This is a genomic window from Glycocaulis sp. (genome assembly GCF_052168375.1).
Lineage (GTDB): Bacteria > Pseudomonadota > Alphaproteobacteria > Caulobacterales > Maricaulaceae > Glycocaulis.
Genome location: NZ_JBQLZR010000050.1, coordinates 1 through 18,425, shown reverse-complemented (window position 1 = coordinate 18,425; position 18,425 = coordinate 1). Strand labels below are relative to the sequence as shown.

Genomic DNA, 18,425 nt, shown 5'->3' with positions numbered 1-18,425 from the left:
ATGTCATGGGGATTTCCGCCCACGGGCAGAGGCTGGGCGAAAGCGCCCAGCTCCTCCAGCCTGGGCTGGGCAGCTTCGGCAGCGTCCTGGTCAAGGCCGAAAGCCCGGCCGAACACGGCGGTCGCGATCATCCCCGGATTGATGCAGTTCACGCGGATTTTGTGAGGGGCCAGCCGGACGGCTGTGGTCTTGGTCAGGTGAATGAGCGCCGCCTTTGCCACTGAGTAGAGCAGAGGTCCGTAATTGACGCCTATCCCCGCCACGCTGGAGGTGGAGATGATCGAGCCGCCGCCTGCGGCCTGCAGATGGGGCAAGGCGTGCTTGATGCCGAACAGCGCCGCGCGCAGGTGCAGGTGCATCACATGGTCGAAGGTCTCTGCGCCGATCTGGTCGACCGGAAAGTCCGGTTCTGCCGATCCGGCATTGTTGAACAGGATATCGAGACGTCCATGCCGCTTGATGGCCAGTGCAATAAGGGCCGAAATGTCGGCTTCGGATTTCACGTCTGTGGTGCGAAAGGCGAGCTTCGGTCCGTAATACTGCGCCATCGCCTCGCCGCGCCCGGTTTCCAGATCGCCCATCACGACATGGGCGCCTTCCTCGATGAAGCGCTCGACGCTGGCCTTGCCAATGCCGCTGGCTCCTCCGGTGATGATGGCAATCTTGCCCTGCAGGCGTCCGGTCATGCTGGCTGTATCCTCTGTCAGCGAGTTTTGACTACACTGACGCCGGACCCGCGCAGGCGGCAAGCTGTTTCCTGCCTTGCAAGGCGGGGGAACGTGTCGCCGCCCCGGGGGTTTAGGCTAGGGGACTACGGCAACCGGGCGGGGCAGGCAAATGGAACGTATCAAGTTGTGGATCGGGCGGATCACCAGCTCGCTCTGGTTCCTGCCTGCTCTTTACGCGACTGGCGCCATCGTTCTTGTCTTTGCGGCGCCGCTGGCGGAGTTCCTCGTGCCGGAAGCCCTCGCCGAGGCTATCGAGCAGGACGCGTTGCGCACGATCCTGAACGTTCTTTCGTCCAGCCTGCTGGCGGTGACAATCTTCTCGCTCACCACCATGGCCACGTCCCTGAAAGCCGTCAGCGATGCGGCAACGCCGCGCGCGCGGCCCATCCTGATCCGTGGTGGTGGTGCGCAAAACGCCATAGCGACTTTCCTCGGCGCCTTTCTCTTCAGCATGATCGGGCTGGTCGCCCTCAATAGCGGTGTGCTCGGCAATGGCGGCGAAGCCATGCTGTTTGCGCTGACCGTGCTGGCAACGCTCATGGTGGTCGTGGTGCTGATCCACTGGATCCGCCAGCTCTCGACCCTCGGTGATGTGGAAGACGCGATAGCCAAGGTGGAGGCTGCAACGATCAACGCCTTCCGCACGCTGGCCTGCCTGCCGCCCCCTGCGCCGCGTTCGGTCCTTGGGCGGACCAAGGGACAGGCACTGTCAGCAGCCGTGCCCGGCTATCTCCAGATGGTTGATCTGCGCGCACTCGACGAGGAAGCGGCACGCCAGGACGTGAAGGTCGAGGTGCTGGCCCTGCCGGGAGAGCGGTGCGGGCCGGGACTGGAACTGGCCAGGGTCCACGGCGCCAACGCGAAAGACGCGGCGAAAAAGCTGATTGCCTGTTTTGTCTGTGGCCGCGTACGCACGCTGGAAGCCGATCCCCGGCTCGGTCTTTCCGCCCTGAGCGAGATCGGCTCGCGGGCTCTCTCGCCGGGCGTGAACGATCCCGGCAGTGCCATCTCCGCGATTCGCGCGCTGGAGCGCTGCTTTGCCGGCTGGAATCGCGAGGCGGAAAAGGATCGTGACACCGCCGCGCTGGAGCGGGTCGTCTATGCGCCGCTTGAAGCTGCACTGGCCCTTCGCGAGCCCGTCATCGCGCTGGCACGCGACGGGGCCGCGCAGCTCGAGGTGATGCGGGCGCTGGGCGAGCTGTGTTCCATGGCCTCCGGGCTGGATCAGCTTGACCTTGCCAGCGAGGCAAAGGCGCTCAGGCGCGAAATCCTCGACCGGGCAGGCTCGGCCATGGCGCATGAAGGCGACATTGCGCGGCTGAAGGACGCAATCGGCTGATCGCCAGCAGACCACACCTTGCCTCTTGCAGCTTTCAGCGTTAGAGCGGCCCCGCAAGAGATAGAGGAGGTCTCCAAGATGGAGATACGTGAAGGTCTGACCTTCGATGATGTGCTCTTGCAGCCCGGCGCATCCGAAATCATCCCTGCCGACGCCGATGTGCGCACGCGCGTGACGCGCGATGTCGGCCTGAACATCCCGATCCTTTCTGCCGCGATGGACACCGTGACCGAAGCGCCGCTGGCAATCGCCATGGCGCAAGCGGGCGGGCTGGGCGTCATTCACCGCAATCTGAGCATCGCCGAACAGGCTGAGGAAGTGCGCCGGGTGAAGCGCTTTGAAAGCGGCATGGTGGTGAACCCGGTCACGATCGGCCCGGACGCCACGCTGGCTGACTTGAAAGCCTTGATGGAGCATCACCGCATCTCCGGCATCCCTGTCGTTGAGGGTGGCGGACGCTCCGGCGCGCCGGGTGCCAAACCCGGCAAGCTGATCGGCATCGTCACCAATCGCGATGTGCGCTTTGCCGACGACATGAATGCCACGGTTGCCAGCCTGATGACGAAGGACCAGCTGGTCACCGTCCGGCCGGGCGTGGCGCAGGACGAGGCGCGCCGGCTTCTCCACAAGCACCGGATTGAACGGCTTCTGGTCGTTGACGAGAACGGCTTCTGCGTTGGCCTGATGACGGTCAAGGACATGGAGAAGGCGCAAGCCTATCCCAACGCCGCTAAGGACGCGCAAGGGCGCCTGCGCGTGGCTGCGGCCTCCACTGTCGGCGATGCCGGCTTTGAACGCGCAGAAGCGCTGATGGAAGCGGGTGTGGACGTTGTCGTCATCGACACCGCGCATGGCATGAGCGCAGCGGTGCTCGAACAGGTTTCGCGTATCAAGCGGGCCTCCAACACCACCCAGATCGTGGCTGGCAATATCGCGACCTATGACGGCGCGCGCGCGCTGTTCGATGTCGGTGCAGACTGCGTGAAGGTGGGTATCGGGCCGGGCTCGATCTGCACCACGCGCATCGTCGCCGGTGTGGGCGTGCCGCAGCTGACCGCCGTGATGGAGGCTCGCCGCGCCGCCGAGGGCTATGACGGCACGATCATTGCCGATGGCGGGATCAAGTATTCCGGCGATGTCGCCAAGGCGATCGCGGCGGGCGCCGACTGCGTCATGATGGGCTCGATGCTGGCGGGCACCGAGGAAGCACCCGGCGAGGTCTTCCTCTACAAGGGCCGTTCCTACAAATCCTATCGCGGCATGGGCAGTGTGGGCGCGATGGCGCGCGGCTCTGCCGACCGCTACTTCCAGAAGGAAGTCACTGACCGGATGAAGCTGGTGCCCGAAGGCATTGAAGGCCAGGTGCCCTACAAGGGCCCGGTGGGTCCGATCCTGCACCAGATGGTGGGCGGCCTTCGTGCTGCCATGGGCTATACCGGGGCGTCGACGATTGCCGACTTCCAGCAGAAGGCCGTCTTCGTGCGCATAACCAATGCCGGGCTTCGCGAAAGCCATGTGCATGACGTGACCATCACGCGTGAAGCGCCGAACTATCCCAGCCCGAGCTAGATTTCCGAAATCCTTCGAGTGCCGCCGCGTCCGCAAGGATGAGGGAATTCTGTTCAAGGCCCTCATCCTGAAGGGCCTTAAGGCCGTCTCGAAGGACGAGGGCCACAAGCAAAGGAAACGCGATGCGTGACGCAGGGCGTATTGCCGCCGCCATCGAGGTACTCGACACCGTTCTGAACCGCCATCAGCCGGTAAAGGACGCGCTGCGCGACTGGGGCAAGGCCAACCGCTATGCCGGCTCGGGCGACCGGGCTTGGATTTCCGGCCTCGTTCTGGATGCGCTGCGCCGGCGGGCATCGGTAAGGCTGCTGATGGGCGAGGACAGCCCGCGCGCGCTGGTGCTGGGCGCGCTGGCGCATGAATGGCAGTTAGGTCCGGATGCGATTGCCGCGATTTTCGAAGGCGATGAACATGCGCCCGAAGCCTTGAGCGAGGCTGAACGGGCCGGCATGGCCGCCCGCCTGCCCGAAGACGCGCCCCTGCATGCGCGGGCGGAGATTCCAGACTGGCTGGAAGGCAGTTTCGAGCGGGGTTTTGGCGCCGATGCCGCCCTTGAGGGTGCGTCCATGGCCGCCCGTGCTCCGGTGGATTTGCGCGTCAACACGCTCAAAACCGATGCGGAAAAGGCGATTTCGGCTGTTCGCGTCCAACTCAATGCCGATCCGTCGGGCCTTGTCACCACGGCCATCCGTATTCCGGCCGCTGACCCGCGCGCCAAGGCACCGCCCGCCGATGCGATCCCCGCCTATGGCAAGGGCTGGGTGGAGGTGCAGGACACTGGCAGCCAGATCGCCGCCCTCGCCGCTGCGCCCGTGGAGGGGCTGCAAGTGCTGGATTTCTGTGCCGGGGCTGGCGGCAAGACGCTGTCTCTCGCCGCCCTGATGAACAATTCCGGCCAGCTTTATGCCTGGGATTATGACTGGCGGCGCCTGCGCGCCATCTGGCCCCGCCTGGAACGGGCAGGGGTGCGCAATGTGCAGGTGCGCACCGGCAAGGAAGCCGAAGCCCTTGGTGATCTGGAAGGCAAGATGGACCTTGTCTTCATCGATGCGCCCTGCACGGGCTCCGGCACCTGGCGGCGCAGGCCTGATACCAAGTGGCGTCTGAAGGAAAAGGCGTTCGCCACGCGCATCACCCAACAGGACGAGGTGCTGGCCAAGGCGGCGAAGTATGTGAAACCCGGCGGGCGGATGGTCTATGTGACCTGCTCGGTCTTGCCGGAAGAAAACGGCGACCGGATCGAGGTTTTCCTCAAAGCCAATCCGGACTTTTCCGCCGTGCCGGTGACAGACGCCCTCATCGTGTCCGGTCAGCTGACCGAGGAAGGTGCGCTGACGCTCGCCGCCTGTGCGGGCGAACACGGCGCGCTGCAACTCACCCCGGCGCGCACCGGCACGGACGGGTTTTATGTGTGTGGACTGGTGAAGGCGGGGTAGGGTCGGTGCGTTCGCTAGAGCACGTGACTCATAACTGGCCGGAGACAGACTATGGATGAGGAACAGAGCCCGTTGTGGCGGCGGCCCCGCGACCTCCTCAAATTCCTCGGAATATATGTGCTGTGCGGTGCCTTCGGTTGGCTGGTGAGCGTTGGTGTTAGGCGGCCAGAGGGTGAGAGCTGGGCGGAAGCAATCTTTTCCATCGGCACGCTGGTAATGCTGGTCATTTTCGTGGTGATCGGCATTGTGGTCGTTACCGTCAGAAATCCCAAAGATTTTTCCAATGTCGAGCCCGCCGGGGCGGGCTGGCACGCGATAGGACCACCAAGATATGAAAGGTATCTCGGCTGGGGCTATGGCCTGCTTTCCGTCACATCGATTATCGGCGGGCTTTTTGTTCTGCCGATTGTTTTCATTGCTGACCCAGGGCCGAGCGGGTGGGACGCGGTGCTTTTACCTGCCGTTGGAGTTCTCGTCCTGTGCTTCGGTGCCGTGATGGCGATGAAGTGTTACAGCATCTATTTCGTGAAAATCAGATGGAATGAGGAGCAGATTGAAATCTCTCATCCGCTTGCTGGCAGGCGGGCCGCAAAATTCAAAGACGTTGAGGCCGCCGGTAGTGCCGGGCTGCTCGGCTATTACTGGATAAGGCCCAAGTCTGGCCGCTTGATAAGGTTGAAAGATATAGATGACGGCGTTGAAGAGCTAATGTTCCACATGCGCACGGTTGTGCCGGGACGAATAATCGCCTGATTCCATCCCCCCTCTCGCCATCGTGAAGAATCTCGGTTAAGCGCTGCCCATGGATATACTTGCCGAACACGAACGCGCCCTGATTGTCGATTTCGGCTCTCAGGTGACCCAGCTCATCGCACGGCGCCTGCGCGAAAGCGGCGTCTATTGCGAGGTCCATCCCTATAACCGCGCCAACGCGGCCTTCGTGAAGGATTATGCGCCAAAGGCCATCATCCTTTCCGGCTCCCCGCACTCGACCAGCTGGGAAGACAGCCCGCGGGCCGACCCCTACATTTTCGAAGCCGGCGTGCCGGTCTTAGGCATCTGCTATGGCGAGCAGACCATGTGCGCGCAGCTCGGCGGGCGGGTGGAAACGTCCGACCATCGCGAGTTTGGCCGCGCCGATATCCAGATCGTGGCCGAAAGCCCGCTTCTGGCCGGGCTGGGCGCGGTGGGTGATACCGAGCGCGTGTGGATGAGCCATGGCGACCGCGTGATGGCGGCGCCGGAAGGCTTTCATGTTGTCGCGACGAGTTCCGGCGCCCCCTTTGCGGCCATCGCCGATGAGGCACGCCGCTTCTATGGCGTGCAGTTCCACCCGGAAGTGGTGCACACGCCGCGCGGCGCGCTGATCCTGAAGAACTTCACGCACGATATTGCCGGCATGAAGGGCGATTGGACGATGGCCGCCTTCAAGGATGAGGCGATTGCCCGCATCCGTGAGCAGGTGGGCTCAGGCCGCGTCATCTGCGGACTCTCCGGCGGGGTGGACTCTGCCGTTGCCGCCGTGCTGATCCATGAGGCGATTGGCGACCAGCTGGTGTGCGTCTTTGTCGATACCGGGCTGATGCGCCATGGCGAGGCCGAAGAGGTCGTCACCCTCTTCCGCGAGCACTACAACATCCCGCTCGTCGCTGCCGACGAGGGCGAACGCTTCCTCGCCGCACTCGACGGCATTGATGACCCGGAAAAGAAGCGCAAGACCATCGGCAAGCTTTTCATCGACGTGTTCGAGGAGAAGGCAAAGCTCGCGGGCGGAGCCGACTTCCTGGCCCAGGGCACGCTTTATCCGGACGTGATCGAGAGCGTCAGCTTTGATGGCGGCCCGTCCGTCACCATCAAGTCACACCACAATGTCGGCGGGCTTCCCGCCCGCATGAACATGAAGCTGGTCGAACCGCTTCGCGAACTTTTCAAGGACGAGGTGCGCGCGCTGGGCCGCGAGCTCGGCCTGCCGGAAGCCTTTGTCGGCCGTCATCCCTTCCCGGGACCGGGGCTCGGCATCCGTATTCCGGGCGCGGTGACGAAGGAAAAGGCCGATATCCTGCGCGCCGCCGACCGCATCTATATCGAGGAAATCAAGAAGGCCGGTCTCTATGATGTGATCTGGCAGGCCTTTGCCGTGCTGCTGCCGGTCCGCACCGTGGGCGTGATGGGCGATGAGCGCACCTATGACAGCGTGCTCGCCTTGCGTGCCGTCACCAGCGTCGACGGAATGACGGCGGACTATTTCCCCTTCGATCACGATTTCCTGGGCCGCGTTGCCACGCGCATCATCAATGAAGTGCGCGGCGTCAACCGAGTCGTCTATGACGTGACCAGCAAGCCGCCGGGAACGATCGAGTGGGAGTAGGGCCGGGGCAAGCCCCCTAGCTCACTATCGTCGGCCAGCCTTCCGGCCTTGCCACTCCCGCCCTCCCGCAACGGAACCCGCTGACACGTTTGCGCGCTTACCCTCAAGGCATCTGCTTTTTGAGGGTCTGACGTGTTTGTGCGCATCCTGCTTGGCCTTGCGGCATTTATCGGCGCGGCCTTTCTCCTTCTTGTGGTGGTGATCTGGCTTGCCGGCTGGGACTGGCTGCGCGGCCCGGTAGAGGCGCGCCTGTCCGGTGCCCTGGACCGCGAGGTCACCATCAGTGCGCCGCTGGAGGTCCGCTGGCGGTGGAATTTCGTGCCGCGCGTGCGGGTCGCGGACGTGACCATCGCCGACGAGGACTGGACCGGGGATGCGCATGTCATCACGCTGGACGAGGCGGAGGCGGATATTGCCGTCCTCGATCTCCTGATCGGGCGGGTGAACCTGCCAGTGGTGAGCGCGTCGGGCCTGCAATTGCGCCTGAGCGTTGATGAAGAGGGGCGTAATAACTGGAATTTCGGCGGCGATGGCGAGACGGGAGAAATCCCGATTATTGGCAGGCTGCGCCTCGCAGACAGTCAGGTGATCTATCGCAATGCGGCTCGCGAGGTGTCCTTCAGTGCCAGCCTCGACACGGTCAGGGCAGAGGGCGGGGCAGGCGAGGACAGCACATCGATTTCCGGCGATGGCGAGATGCGCGGCACGCCGTTCAGCTTTACCGGGGAAGGCGCTGGCGTGATGCGCCTGCGTGACCCCGATCAGAGCTTTGCCTTCCGCCTTGATATTCGCGGCGGCGAGACGCGCTTTGTTTTTGACGGCCAGCTGGGCCCTGGCGGCAGTTTCAGAGACCTTGCCGGCTCCCTTGCGCTGCAAGGCGAGAACTTGCGCGACATCTATGATTTCACCGGCATTCCGGTGCCCGATACGCCGCCCTATGACTTGCGCCTTGACCTGTCTCGCGCGGGCGATGTCTGGCAGGCGCGCAGCATTGAAGGGATAGTCGGCGAGAGCGATCTGTCCGGCCGGCTGGACTATGATGCCGGGCGCGAGCGCCCTTACGTCGATGCGCAGCTGGTTTCCAGCTCGCTGGACTTTTCAGATATCGGCATGCTGATCGGCGCGCCTGCGGTTGATCCTGACGATATGAGCGAGAGCGAGCTGGAACGCGCGCAGGCCCGGCGCCTGCGCGATGAAGGGCGGATATTTCCTGCAGCCCCGCTGGCGGTGGAGCGGATTTCCGGTGTGGACGGGCGTCTGGTCTTCGAGGGGCGTAATGTCACCGGTGCCGGTGCACCGCTCACCGATGTATCAACGGTGATCACGCTGGAGGATCGCGTCTTGCGCTTCGATCCGCTGGAGTTCGGCTTCAGGGGTGGACGGCTGGTTTCCAGCGTGGAGATCAATGCACGCGGCGAAGTGCCGGTGACGTCCGCAAGCGTCTCGTTCTCGCGTCTCCGCCTGAAGGACATCGTTCCCAATGACCGTCTGGCGGGATCGTTGTCCGGCGAGATGGCGCTTACAGGCACCGGCAACAGCATCCGTCAGGCCATGGCCAGTTCCAACGGCCATATCCGCGTCCTGCTGGATGAGGGCGTGGTGTCCCATCGCACGCTGGAACTCATTGGTCTCGACATGCTCGATTTCATTTTCGCCAGCGAGGAGAGCGTCGCGACGACCTGTGGCGTAGCCAATATCGAGGTTGAAGACGGGCTCGGCCGGACAGAGGGCCTCGTCATCGCCACGCCGGAAAGCCAGATCCGGGCCGATGGCGTCTTCGATTTCCGCCGCGAGCGTCTCGAACTTCAGGTGCGCGCGCAGGATACGCATCCCAATATCGGTTCGCTCGGTGGGCCGGTGAATATCGGGGGCACGTTCCGTAATCCGGCGATTTCGCCCGATGACGAGACCTTTGTCCGCAGCGCAGCCTCGGTGGCGCTCGGCGTTTTCCTGAGCCCCTTCGCCAGCCTTCTCGGCACGGTCCAGCTTGAAACGGTGGAGGAGGGCGCGTGCCAGGCCTTTGCTGGAACCGCAGAAACGCAGTAAGCCCACGGGCGATTTAGGAGCGGGCCGCCTGTCTGGTGCCTGCCGCCAGGAGTGGGAGCCGGCATGTCCGACACAGAAGACCGTCTCGACAGGCTGGAAATCCATCTCGCCCAGCAGCAACAGATGATCGATGACCTGTCAGAGGCGCTGGCCCTGCAGCAGCGCGATATCGATGCGCTGAAAGCCAGGCTCGTCCGGTCGGACAGCCGCATTGCCGAACTCGAAGCTGGCCTTCCTGCCCCCGGCAATGAAAAGCCTCCCCACTGGTAGGCGGTGATGATTCCCGGCGCGGCAATTCTTGTCAGTGGCGGTGTATTGCTGGCCGGGCTTGTGACGCTGGCCGTCATCGACATCCGCACGCTTCGCCTGCCCGACTGGCTCACCCTGCCGCTGATCCCGGCAGGCTGGCTGAGTGCGTGGTGGCTGGGTGATCCGGTACTCTGGCACATCGCGGGAGCCGCCATCGGCTATGCGGCCTTTGTCGCGCTGGAGCTGGGCTACAAGGCGTATCGGGGGCGCGACGGGCTGGGCAGGGGCGATGCCAAGCTGCTGGCCGTTGGCGGGGCCTGGTGCGGGGCGCTTCTCCTGCCGGTGATCGTGCTCATCGCCAGTGCGGCGGGGCTTGTCTGGGCCCTGTCGATGGCCCTCCTTGCACGGCGCGCGGTGAACGCGCAGAGCACGCTCGCCTTCGGGCCGTTCCTGGCCGCTGGAATTGCCCTTGCCTGGCTGCTGCTGCGCACCGGTCTCTGGGTGTAGCCGGGGCGGCAACCTCGCGAGACAGGACGCCAGGAACGCGCTAAGCATCGAGTGATGACGGCGGAGCCATTGGATATCGAGGGCTGGAAGGCACAGCTGCGCAAGGGCGCAGCGGAGTTTGCTGTGCTGAGCCTGCTCGCCCGGCGCGAAATGTACGGAATCGAACTGCTCGATGCCCTGTCAGGCGCAGACGGGCTCGGGATTTCCGACGGTACCATCTACCCGCTTTTGAAGCGATTGCAGTCAGAGGGCAGAATTTCTGCGCGATGGCAGCCGAGCGTCACAGGACCGCCACGTAAATATTATAGGCTGACCGCAGAAGGGCAGCGCGCCGTGTCGGCCATGGGTCAGGCATGGGCGGAGTTTCGCCTGCAGCTGGACAGACTTGCGGTGCCGGACCTTGACCAACACGAACCGGATCGAGACCTATCTGAATGAGCTGGCGGCCGCCCTCGGCCCGCTTCCGGCTGGCGACCGCCATGACATCGTGATGGAGGCGCGCAGCCACCTCGCCGAGCGCAGCGAATGCTGGGGCGAGGCCGAGGCGATCGCGCGCATGGGTTCAGCGCAGGCGCTGGCCCGCCAGTATGTCGCCGCTACCAGCCATTCTATCGACACCGCTTCCAACCGAATTGGCCTCCTGCACCTGGCCGGCCTTCTGACAGCCTGCTGCCTGCTCTGGGTGCTGGCAGCAACCAGCGCAGGCCTGTGCCTTGCCGAGCTGGCTTCGCCTGATCTCGTCGGTCTCTGGCGCAATGCGGCGACCGGCAGCCTGTTTGTCGGCGCGACCAGCGCGGAAAATGCCGCCCGGCTGACCGACCTTGCGGGGCAGTGGTTCCTGCCGCTGACGGTTCTGATCGCCGTCTTGGCAGGCCTTAGCGGGCTGATGCTGATGCGCACGGCCGGCCGGCAGTTCCGCGTGCCGGTCAGCCCGCTGCCTGTGCTGGCAGACTGATTGCCAGCGCGCCAGACGCCTGTCAGCGCGGGCGTTTCGGGCCGGTTTCACTCCTCCCATCCTGCAATCAGCCGGAAACTTGCAATGCATGTCACTGGCCTGACATGAATCTTGTATAACAGGATATCCCGTCGAAAGTGGGGGCTGCCCCCGGTTTCGCTGCGAGCTGAAACACATGCAGATGGCGCGCCTCCGGGTGCGTCCGCAGAGGGGACAATCATGTCTTGGAAGAAATACGCCGCAATTCTTGCGCTTAGCATGGCCGCCGCTGCGTGCGGTCAGGGTTCGAGCATCACTTCGCCTGGCGCGACCAATCCGGGAACGCCCCCGGGCGGTGGTACGCCGCCGGGTGGCGGTGGCGGCGGTGGCGGCACCGCTTCGTGCCCGACCGGCTTCACCACGGGTTCGCCGGTTGGCGGCCTGACCACCTGTCTTCTCTCGGGTGATGTCCTGACCAATCTGACGCTGCGTGCCGTTGACGGCATCGCCTACCGCATTGATGGCCGGGTGAATGTCGGTGTCGACGTCGGCGCAGACGGCAACGCCTCGGGCGGTGTCTCGGCCCGCCTGACGATCGAGCCGGGCGTGACCGTGTTCGGCCAGAGTGGCGCTGACTACATCGTGGTCAATCGTGGCTCGCAGATCGAAGCGAACGGCACGGCTGCTTCGCCGATCACCCTGACCTCTGATGAAGACCTCATCCGCCGTGCGGCCAATCCGCAGGACTTTGGCGGTGACAATATCGGTGAGTGGGGCGGCCTCGTCGTCCTCGGCCGTGCGCCGATCAATCGCTGCCGCGACGCAGCGACCCCGGGTACGGTGGACTGCCAGAACCTCGTGGAAGGTGCGACCAATCCGGACGCGCTCTATGGCGGCAACAACCCGCAAGACAATTCGGGCATCCTGCGTTTCGTGCGCGTTCTCTTCGCCGGCTTCGAAATCGCGCCGGGTAACGAGCTGAACGGCATCACGCTGGCTGGTGTCGGCAACGGCACGATCTTCGAGAACGTGCAGGTCCATAACGGCTCTGACGACGGCATCGAATGGTTCGGCGGTACGGTGAACGGCCGCAACATCGTTGTGACGGGCGCCGATGACGACTCGCTCGACACCGACAATGGCTGGCAGGGCAATCTGCAGTTTGTGGCCGTGATCCAGCGTGCCAACGGCGGCGACAACATCGTTGAAGCCTCCAGTTCCTCGCCGGGTGTCACCCCGCTATCGAACGCGACCTTTGCCAACTTCACTTTCGTGGGTAACCGCACCAATGCCTGGCGTCTGAACACAGGTACGGTCGGCCGCTATGTCAACGGCGTCGTTGACTACGGCAAGGCGTGCTTCCGCTGGGAAAACTCGGCCGGTAACGGCACGGCTGGCTATCAGGGCGTGAATGTCGACCCGAGCTTCAACTCGGTGCTGTTCGACTGTGAAGGTGGTCTGTCGACCTCCAACTCCGACCAGGCGGCTGCTGCGGCTTCGGTTGCTGCCGATGCCAATAACCGCCAGATCGAAAGCTCGCTGGCTTCGCGCCTCTTCCCGGGCCCGGCCGAGCAAGGCATGACGGCGTTTGACGCGACCTCGCTCAACAGCTTCTTCCGCACCGCCAACTATGTCGGCGCGTTCGGTCCGTCTGAAACCGAAACGAGCAACTGGGCTGCCGGCTGGACCTTCGGCCTGTTCCCGGAACCTGACTGCCCGACCGGCACCACCGATACGGGTGCCACGCGTGGCGGCCAGAATGTCTGCCGCCTGTCGGGCACGATCACGTCCGACATCCGCCTGACCCGCGGCAATATCTACGAACTCGCTGGCCGCGTGAACGTGGGTGTCGATGTCGGCGCCGAAGGCAATGCCGCTGGCGGCGATGCTGCCTCGCTGACCATCGAATCGGGCGTGACGGTCTATGGCCGCTCGGGCGCCGACGCGCTGGTCATCAACCGTGGCTCGCAACTCTTTGCCAACGGCACCCGCCAGAACCCGGTCATCCTGACGTCTGAAAACGACATCACGAACACCGGCAACCGCGAAACGGCCATCGGTGAATGGGGTGGCCTTGCCATCCTCGGCCGTGCGCCGATCAATCGCTGCCGCGATGCGGCGACCCCGGGTACGGCCCAGTGCCAGAACCTCGTTGAAGGCCTGACGAACCCGGATGCCCTGTATGGCGGCGCTCTGCCGGCAGACAGCTCTGGCTCGCTCACCTTCCTGCAGGTGAAGTATGCCGGCTTCGAAATCGCGCCGGGTAACGAGCTGAACGGCATCACGCTGGCCGGCGTCGGCAATGGCACCGTGTTCGAGAACATCCAGGTCCATAACGGCTCTGACGATGGCATCGAGTGGTTCGGTGGTACCGTGAACGGCAAGTACCTGATCGTTACGGGCGCTGATGATGACAGCTTCGACACCGACAATGGCTGGAATGGTCACATCCAGTTCCTGATGGCCATTCAGCGTGCCGGTGGCGGCGACAATATCGTCGAGGCTTCGAGCTCGGCTCCGGGTGTCACCCCGCTGTCGAATGCGACCTTCTCCAACTTCACCTTCGTGGGTAACCGCACCAACGCCTTCCGCCTGAACACCGGTACGGTCGGCCGCTATGTCAACGGCGTGGTCTCCTACGGCCAGGCCTGCATGCGCTGGGAAAACTCGGCCGGTAATGGCACGGCGGGCTATCAGGGCGTGGACACCGACCCGAGCTTCGACTCGGTGCTGTTCAGCTGCGCTGGCGGCCTTTCGACCTCGAACTCCGACCAGGCTGCGGCTGCCGCTGCCGTCTCGGGTGGTTCGAACAACTCGACGGATGTGGCCAGCACGCTGACCAACACCTTCGTGAACGGTGCCAACGAGAATGCCCGCACGGCGTTCAACGTCACCACGCTCGATCCGTACTTCACGGCTGTGGATTACATCGGCGCGGTACGCAATTCGAGCGACCGCTGGTGGGCTGACTGGACCTGTGGTCTGGAAGCCGGAAGCACCTGCTAGGCAAGAGCAAAGGGCGCGCCGGGTCTTCCCGGCGCGCCTCTGCCTGCTCCCAACCCCAATCAACGAAGGTTGCGAACCATGAAACCGCTTTACCTGTTCAGCGCGGCATTGCTGACGAGCACGGCCCTTCTGGCCCCGTCCGCTCTTGCCCGCCAGGCCGAGGAGGCGCCCGCCGCCTCCGAACCCGTCGAGACCATCTCGGTGCGCGGCCAGTTCATTCCCGAGCCCCAGCGCCGCACGGCGCAGGTGGCCAGTTTCGTTTCTGCCGAAGACCTGGAGCGTTCGGGCGACGCCAACGCTGCCGTCGCCCTTACCCGCCTGAGCGGTCTGAGCATTGTCGGTGGCCGTTTCGCCTATGTGCGCGGCCTGGGTGACCGCTATGCGGCAGCGCTCCTCAACGGCTCGCCCCTGCCGAGCCCGGAGCCGCTTCGCCGTATCGTGCCGCTTGACCTCTTCCCGTCCGAAATCCTCGATGGCGTCGACGTCCAGAAGACGTATTCGGCCAATTTCGGCGGTGAGTTCGGTGGTGGTCTGATCACGCTGCGCACCCTGCGCCGTCCGGTCGATCCGTTCTTCAATGTCTCGGCGAGCGTCGGCTACAACACTGTTGCGACCGGCGAGAACGCCATCATCCATCGCGGTTCGGACACGGACTGGGACTGGACCGGCTATGACGATTCCACGCGCGACATTCCGATCCCGCTGGCCGATGTCCTCGCCAATGGCCGCAACCTGAACGACCTTTCGGCGGCAGAGCTCGAGCTTGTCAGCGAAAGCGTTGTCATCCCGAACCTCTTGGTCATCCAGTCGCAAGACCTGCACCCGGACTATTCGGTGTCGGCCAATGGCGGCTTTGCCTTCAATCTGGGCGAGATCGAGATGGGTCTTGTCGGCGCGGTCGGCTTTGATGCCGGCTGGAGCCTGCAGAATGCCCAGCGTCAGCGCGTGCGCGGTGATGTGCTCGGTACCGACCTGACCACGCAATTGTCGTCCTACGATGCGGTCACCAACAGCCTTGTCTCGCTGAGTGCCGAACAGGGCGATCACCAGCTTGGTGCGACGCTGTTCTATGTCCACTCGGCCCGCAAGGACACGCAGCTGACCCGCGGTGAAGACTTCAACGCGCAAGGCGGCCGTCCGATCTACCGCGAGAGCACCGGCTGGTTCGAGCGTGATCTGGCCATGTTCCAGCTGACCGGCGAGCATATGTTCGGCAATCTGGAAGCGCGCTGGCGCGGCTCGATCGCCCAGGCGACGCGCCAGACCCCGTTCCTGCAGGAACTGACCCGTCTGGAGCAGGCCAATGGCGATATCGCCTTCACGTCTGCGGCCCGCTACGAGATCCAGTTCACGGACCTGACCGATGATCTGACCAATTTCGGCGGTGAGCTTCTCTACACCTTCAACCTGCCCGGCTCGCGTGAGCTGGTCATGATGGCGGGTGCGGACACGACGCGCACTGAACGGGAATACACGACGCTCTTCTTCCGCATGGCCGGTGGCAACTCGCTGCCTGCCGACGTGCAGATTGCCCGTCCGGACTTCCTGTTCTCGCCGGACAATATCGGCCCTTCGCGCTTCCAGCTGACCGAGGTGCAGAACACCCAGTCAAACTATGTCGGCGAGCTGGATGTGGATGCCTTCTTCGTTCAGGCCGATCTGGATGTAACCAGCTTCATCCGCGCCACGCTCGGCGTGCGCTATGAAGATGCGGTGCAGTCGGTCCAGACCTTCAGCCGCTTCGGCCAGCTGGGCCGCGGTGCGACGCTGGACAATGACTATGTCCTGCCGGCGGCGACCGTGACCTGGAACTTCGCCGATGACCTGCAACTGCGCCTCGGCTTCTCGCAGACGATTGCCCGTCCGCAATTCCGCGAGTTTGCCAATTCCGGCTTCTTCGACCCGGAATCCCAGCGCAGCTTCCGCGGCTTTGACGGCCTCGTTGACTCCGAGCTGAACAATTACGACGCGCGTCTGGAATACTATCTGGGCCGCGACCAGTTCATCACGGCTGCGATCTTCTACAAGGAGATCACCAACCCGATCGAGGAAGTCCAGTTCGAGACCGCCTCCTTCGTGTCGGAAACCACCTTCCTGAACTCGCCCAAGGCCGAGCTTCAGGGTGTCGAGCTGGAATACCGCCAGTACTTCCAGTTCCCGCTGGACATTGGCTGGTTCCGTGAGCGCGACTGGCGTTTTGCGGTCAATTACACCTACACCCAGTCGGAGATCGTCGCGCCTGCGGGCACGCAGGTCCTCGATCCGATCAGCGGCACGCTGCGCGATGCTTCCTTCTTCAACCTTGACGGTTCCAACCTGCAAGGCACGCCGGAGAACATCGTCAACGCGCAGATCGGCTGGGAAGGCGATAACGACCAGTTCACCCTGCTCATGAACTGGGTGGACGAGCGCATCGTCCAGCGCGGGTTCAACTCGCCGTCGGGCGTGCTGCCGGACGTCATCGACGAGCCGGGCGTCCAGCTCGACTTCCAATACCGCCGCCGCTTTGCCGCGATGGGCCGTGAATTCTCGCTCGGCTTTGCAGGCCGTAACCTGCTCGACGAGGATTATCGCGAGTACCAGCGCAACGAGACGATCGGCGAGACCGAGTTCAACACCTATGAACGCGGCCGCACCTTCTCTCTCAGCCTTTCGACCAGCTTCTAGGCTGGCCGCAAGGTCCGCATGACGACACGCCCGGAGCCTCAGGCTCCGGGCGCTTCGCCCGTCTCAAGGCTGTGTTGCCAGTCTCTGGCTTTGCAAGACTGTCACGAACTTGCGTTACACGGCTTGAAAACAAGCGGGTGGATGGCAAGACCGAGATGGGCAGGTTCGGGCAGAACCGGAATGGCCAGCGCGTCATTTCGCAGACGGCTTCGGGCAGGGCTGGTTCCCTGCACGCAATTGCCGTCCGTGCCGCCGAGCTGACCTTCGCACTCCTCATTGGTCTGCTGGCTGCCAACCTTCTCTGGACACTCATTGCCGGTAGCTACCGCACGCATCTCGACGTGGCGCAGGAAGCCACAGACGATGCCCGGCGATCAGCCACACCGCCCGCCATTCAGGGTTCTGCAGCGGGCCTGTTGGGGGCGCGCGCATCTGCGCCATCGCAGCCGGTCGAGACGCTGCCCGAAAGCCAGCTCGGATTTTCCCTTTTCGGCGTGCGCACCGGTTCGGCGCCGGATGAAGGCAGCGCCATCATCGAGGTCGGCGCCAACGGACAGCGCAGCTTTGCCGCCGGGTCCGAGCTTCAGCCTGGTGTCGTGCTGGACGAGGTCCACCCCGACCGTGTGGTCCTGAACCGGCGCGGCGCGCGCGAGGTCATCTACCTCACCGAAAGGGCGAGGACCCGCCAGCAGGCCGCCGCCGGTGGCCTGAGCCCGGTGACACTGGCAGGCCTGTCCTTCGTGCCCATGGCGCTCCAGTCCGGCGGTGAAGGCCTGCAGCTGCGATCTGAACCGGGGCCGCTTGGCGCTCTGGGTCTTCAGACTGGCGACATCATCGCCTCTATCGAGGGCGAGCCGGTGTCCGATGCGCTTGCCGCCAGCCTTTCCGCCCGCCTCGCCAATGGCGAAATGCCCTCCAGCCTCACCCTTGAGCGCGATGGTGCGCGCCTCACCCTGCAGACAAGGCCCAACCCATGATCATCCGATTTGCCAGAGTGTTGTGCGCCGCGCTGATCGCGCTTGCCCTGTCGGGCCTTGCCATTGCACAGGATGCGGGGCGCACCACGCTCAATTTCCGCAATGCAGACATGACCGCCTTCATCGAGGATATGGCGGCGCTGACAGGCTATACCTTCGTCGTCGACCCGGAAGTGCGCGGCGTGGTCAACATCACCTCGCAAGGGCCGGTGACGCGCGAGGAAGCCTTCCAGGTCTTTCTCGCCACCTTGCGCGTCCATGGTTACAGCGCCGTGCCGACGGGCGAGGGCGTCTACCAGATCCGCGCCGAGCGCGAAGGCGCGCGTTCCGGCGCGCCGCTGGGCGCCGGTGATGGCCTTTTCCGCTCCTCGGTTGTGCGCCTTCAGTCTGCGAGCGCCCGTGAAGCGGCGCGCACGCTGCAATCCATGGTCAGCGCGGTCGGAACCATCATGGCGCTGGAAAGCGGCAACTCGGTCGTCATCGTCGACTATGCCTCCAACATCTCCGCCATCGAGCAGGCCTTGCGCGCACTCGACCGCGACAACTCCGTCGTGGAAATGGTTTCGCTGGAAAACGTGTCTCCCGACGAGATGGCCCGC

The 18,425-nt window shown here is 64.0% G+C and carries 15 protein-coding genes; 14 read left to right on the top strand and 1 reads right to left on the bottom strand.

The features are described 5' to 3' along the window. The coding region (locus tag ACTS2Z_RS02090; protein WP_442571581.1) for an SDR family NAD(P)-dependent oxidoreductase at positions 1-686 on the bottom strand (686 nt) is incomplete at its 3' end. 151 nt (positions 687-837) lie between these two features. Here ACTS2Z_RS02090 and ACTS2Z_RS02085 point away from each other — a divergent pair. The 14 genes from ACTS2Z_RS02085 to ACTS2Z_RS02020 all read left to right on the top strand — a co-directional run. Beyond that, positions 838-2,067, top strand: coding sequence for a DUF2254 domain-containing protein (locus ACTS2Z_RS02085; RefSeq protein WP_442571580.1), 1,230 nt, complete (start codon positions 838-840; stop codon positions 2,065-2,067). 78 nt (positions 2,068-2,145) lie between these two features. Then, entirely contained in the window at positions 2,146-3,636 is a 1,491-nt protein-coding gene (gene guaB, locus ACTS2Z_RS02080) for an IMP dehydrogenase (RefSeq protein WP_442571579.1), read from the top strand. A 122-nt stretch (positions 3,637-3,758) separates the two neighbouring features. Then, positions 3,759-5,072 carry an RsmB/NOP family class I SAM-dependent RNA methyltransferase gene (locus ACTS2Z_RS02075; RefSeq protein WP_442571578.1) on the top strand — a complete coding sequence of 438 codons (1,314 nt, stop codon included), beginning with the start codon at positions 3,759-3,761 and terminating at the stop codon, positions 5,070-5,072. Between the two features lie 51 nt (positions 5,073-5,123). After that, positions 5,124-5,825 (top strand): hypothetical protein, encoded by a 702-nt coding sequence (locus ACTS2Z_RS02070; RefSeq protein WP_442571577.1) that lies wholly within the window; start codon positions 5,124-5,126, stop codon positions 5,823-5,825. A gap of 49 nt (positions 5,826-5,874) precedes the next feature. Then, a complete protein-coding gene (gene guaA, locus ACTS2Z_RS02065) occupies positions 5,875-7,440 on the top strand; it encodes a glutamine-hydrolyzing GMP synthase (RefSeq protein WP_442571576.1) in 1,566 nt (521 codons plus the stop codon). A gap of 132 nt (positions 7,441-7,572) precedes the next feature. Continuing rightward, positions 7,573-9,486: an AsmA family protein gene (locus ACTS2Z_RS02060; RefSeq protein WP_442571575.1), complete on the top strand. Its 1,914-nt coding sequence runs from the start codon at positions 7,573-7,575 to the stop codon at positions 9,484-9,486. Between the two features lie 63 nt (positions 9,487-9,549). Then, positions 9,550-9,756 carry a SlyX family protein gene (locus ACTS2Z_RS02055; protein ID WP_442571574.1) on the top strand — a complete coding sequence of 69 codons (207 nt, stop codon included), beginning with the start codon at positions 9,550-9,552 and terminating at the stop codon, positions 9,754-9,756. A gap of 6 nt (positions 9,757-9,762) precedes the next feature. Beyond that, on the top strand, positions 9,763-10,242 hold the full coding sequence (locus ACTS2Z_RS02050) for a prepilin peptidase (RefSeq protein ID WP_442571573.1): 480 nt from the start codon (positions 9,763-9,765) through the stop codon (positions 10,240-10,242). Positions 10,243-10,311: 69 nt separating this feature from the next. Then, complete coding sequence (locus ACTS2Z_RS02045; protein ID WP_442571572.1) at positions 10,312-10,680, top strand: PadR family transcriptional regulator; 369 nt, start codon at positions 10,312-10,314, stop codon at positions 10,678-10,680. Beyond that, on the top strand, positions 10,643-11,197 hold the full coding sequence (locus ACTS2Z_RS02040; protein ID WP_442571571.1) for an HAAS signaling domain-containing protein: 555 nt from the start codon (positions 10,643-10,645) through the stop codon (positions 11,195-11,197). Before ACTS2Z_RS02045 ends, ACTS2Z_RS02040 begins: the two co-directional genes overlap by 38 nt. Positions 11,198-11,416: 219 nt before the next feature. After that, on the top strand, positions 11,417-14,182 hold the full coding sequence (locus ACTS2Z_RS02035) for a hypothetical protein (protein ID WP_442571570.1): 2,766 nt from the start codon (positions 11,417-11,419) through the stop codon (positions 14,180-14,182). A 78-nt stretch (positions 14,183-14,260) separates the two neighbouring features. Next, on the top strand, positions 14,261-16,849 hold the full coding sequence (locus ACTS2Z_RS02030) for a TonB-dependent receptor domain-containing protein (protein WP_442571569.1): 2,589 nt from the start codon (positions 14,261-14,263) through the stop codon (positions 16,847-16,849). 137 nt (positions 16,850-16,986) lie between these two features. Further along, positions 16,987-17,826, top strand: coding sequence for a type II secretion system protein N (locus tag ACTS2Z_RS02025; protein ID WP_442571568.1), 840 nt, complete (start codon positions 16,987-16,989; stop codon positions 17,824-17,826). Then, on the top strand, positions 17,823-18,425 hold a 603-nt coding region (locus tag ACTS2Z_RS02020; protein ID WP_442571567.1), incomplete at its 3' end, for a secretin N-terminal domain-containing protein. The genes ACTS2Z_RS02025 and ACTS2Z_RS02020, both read left to right, overlap by 4 nt.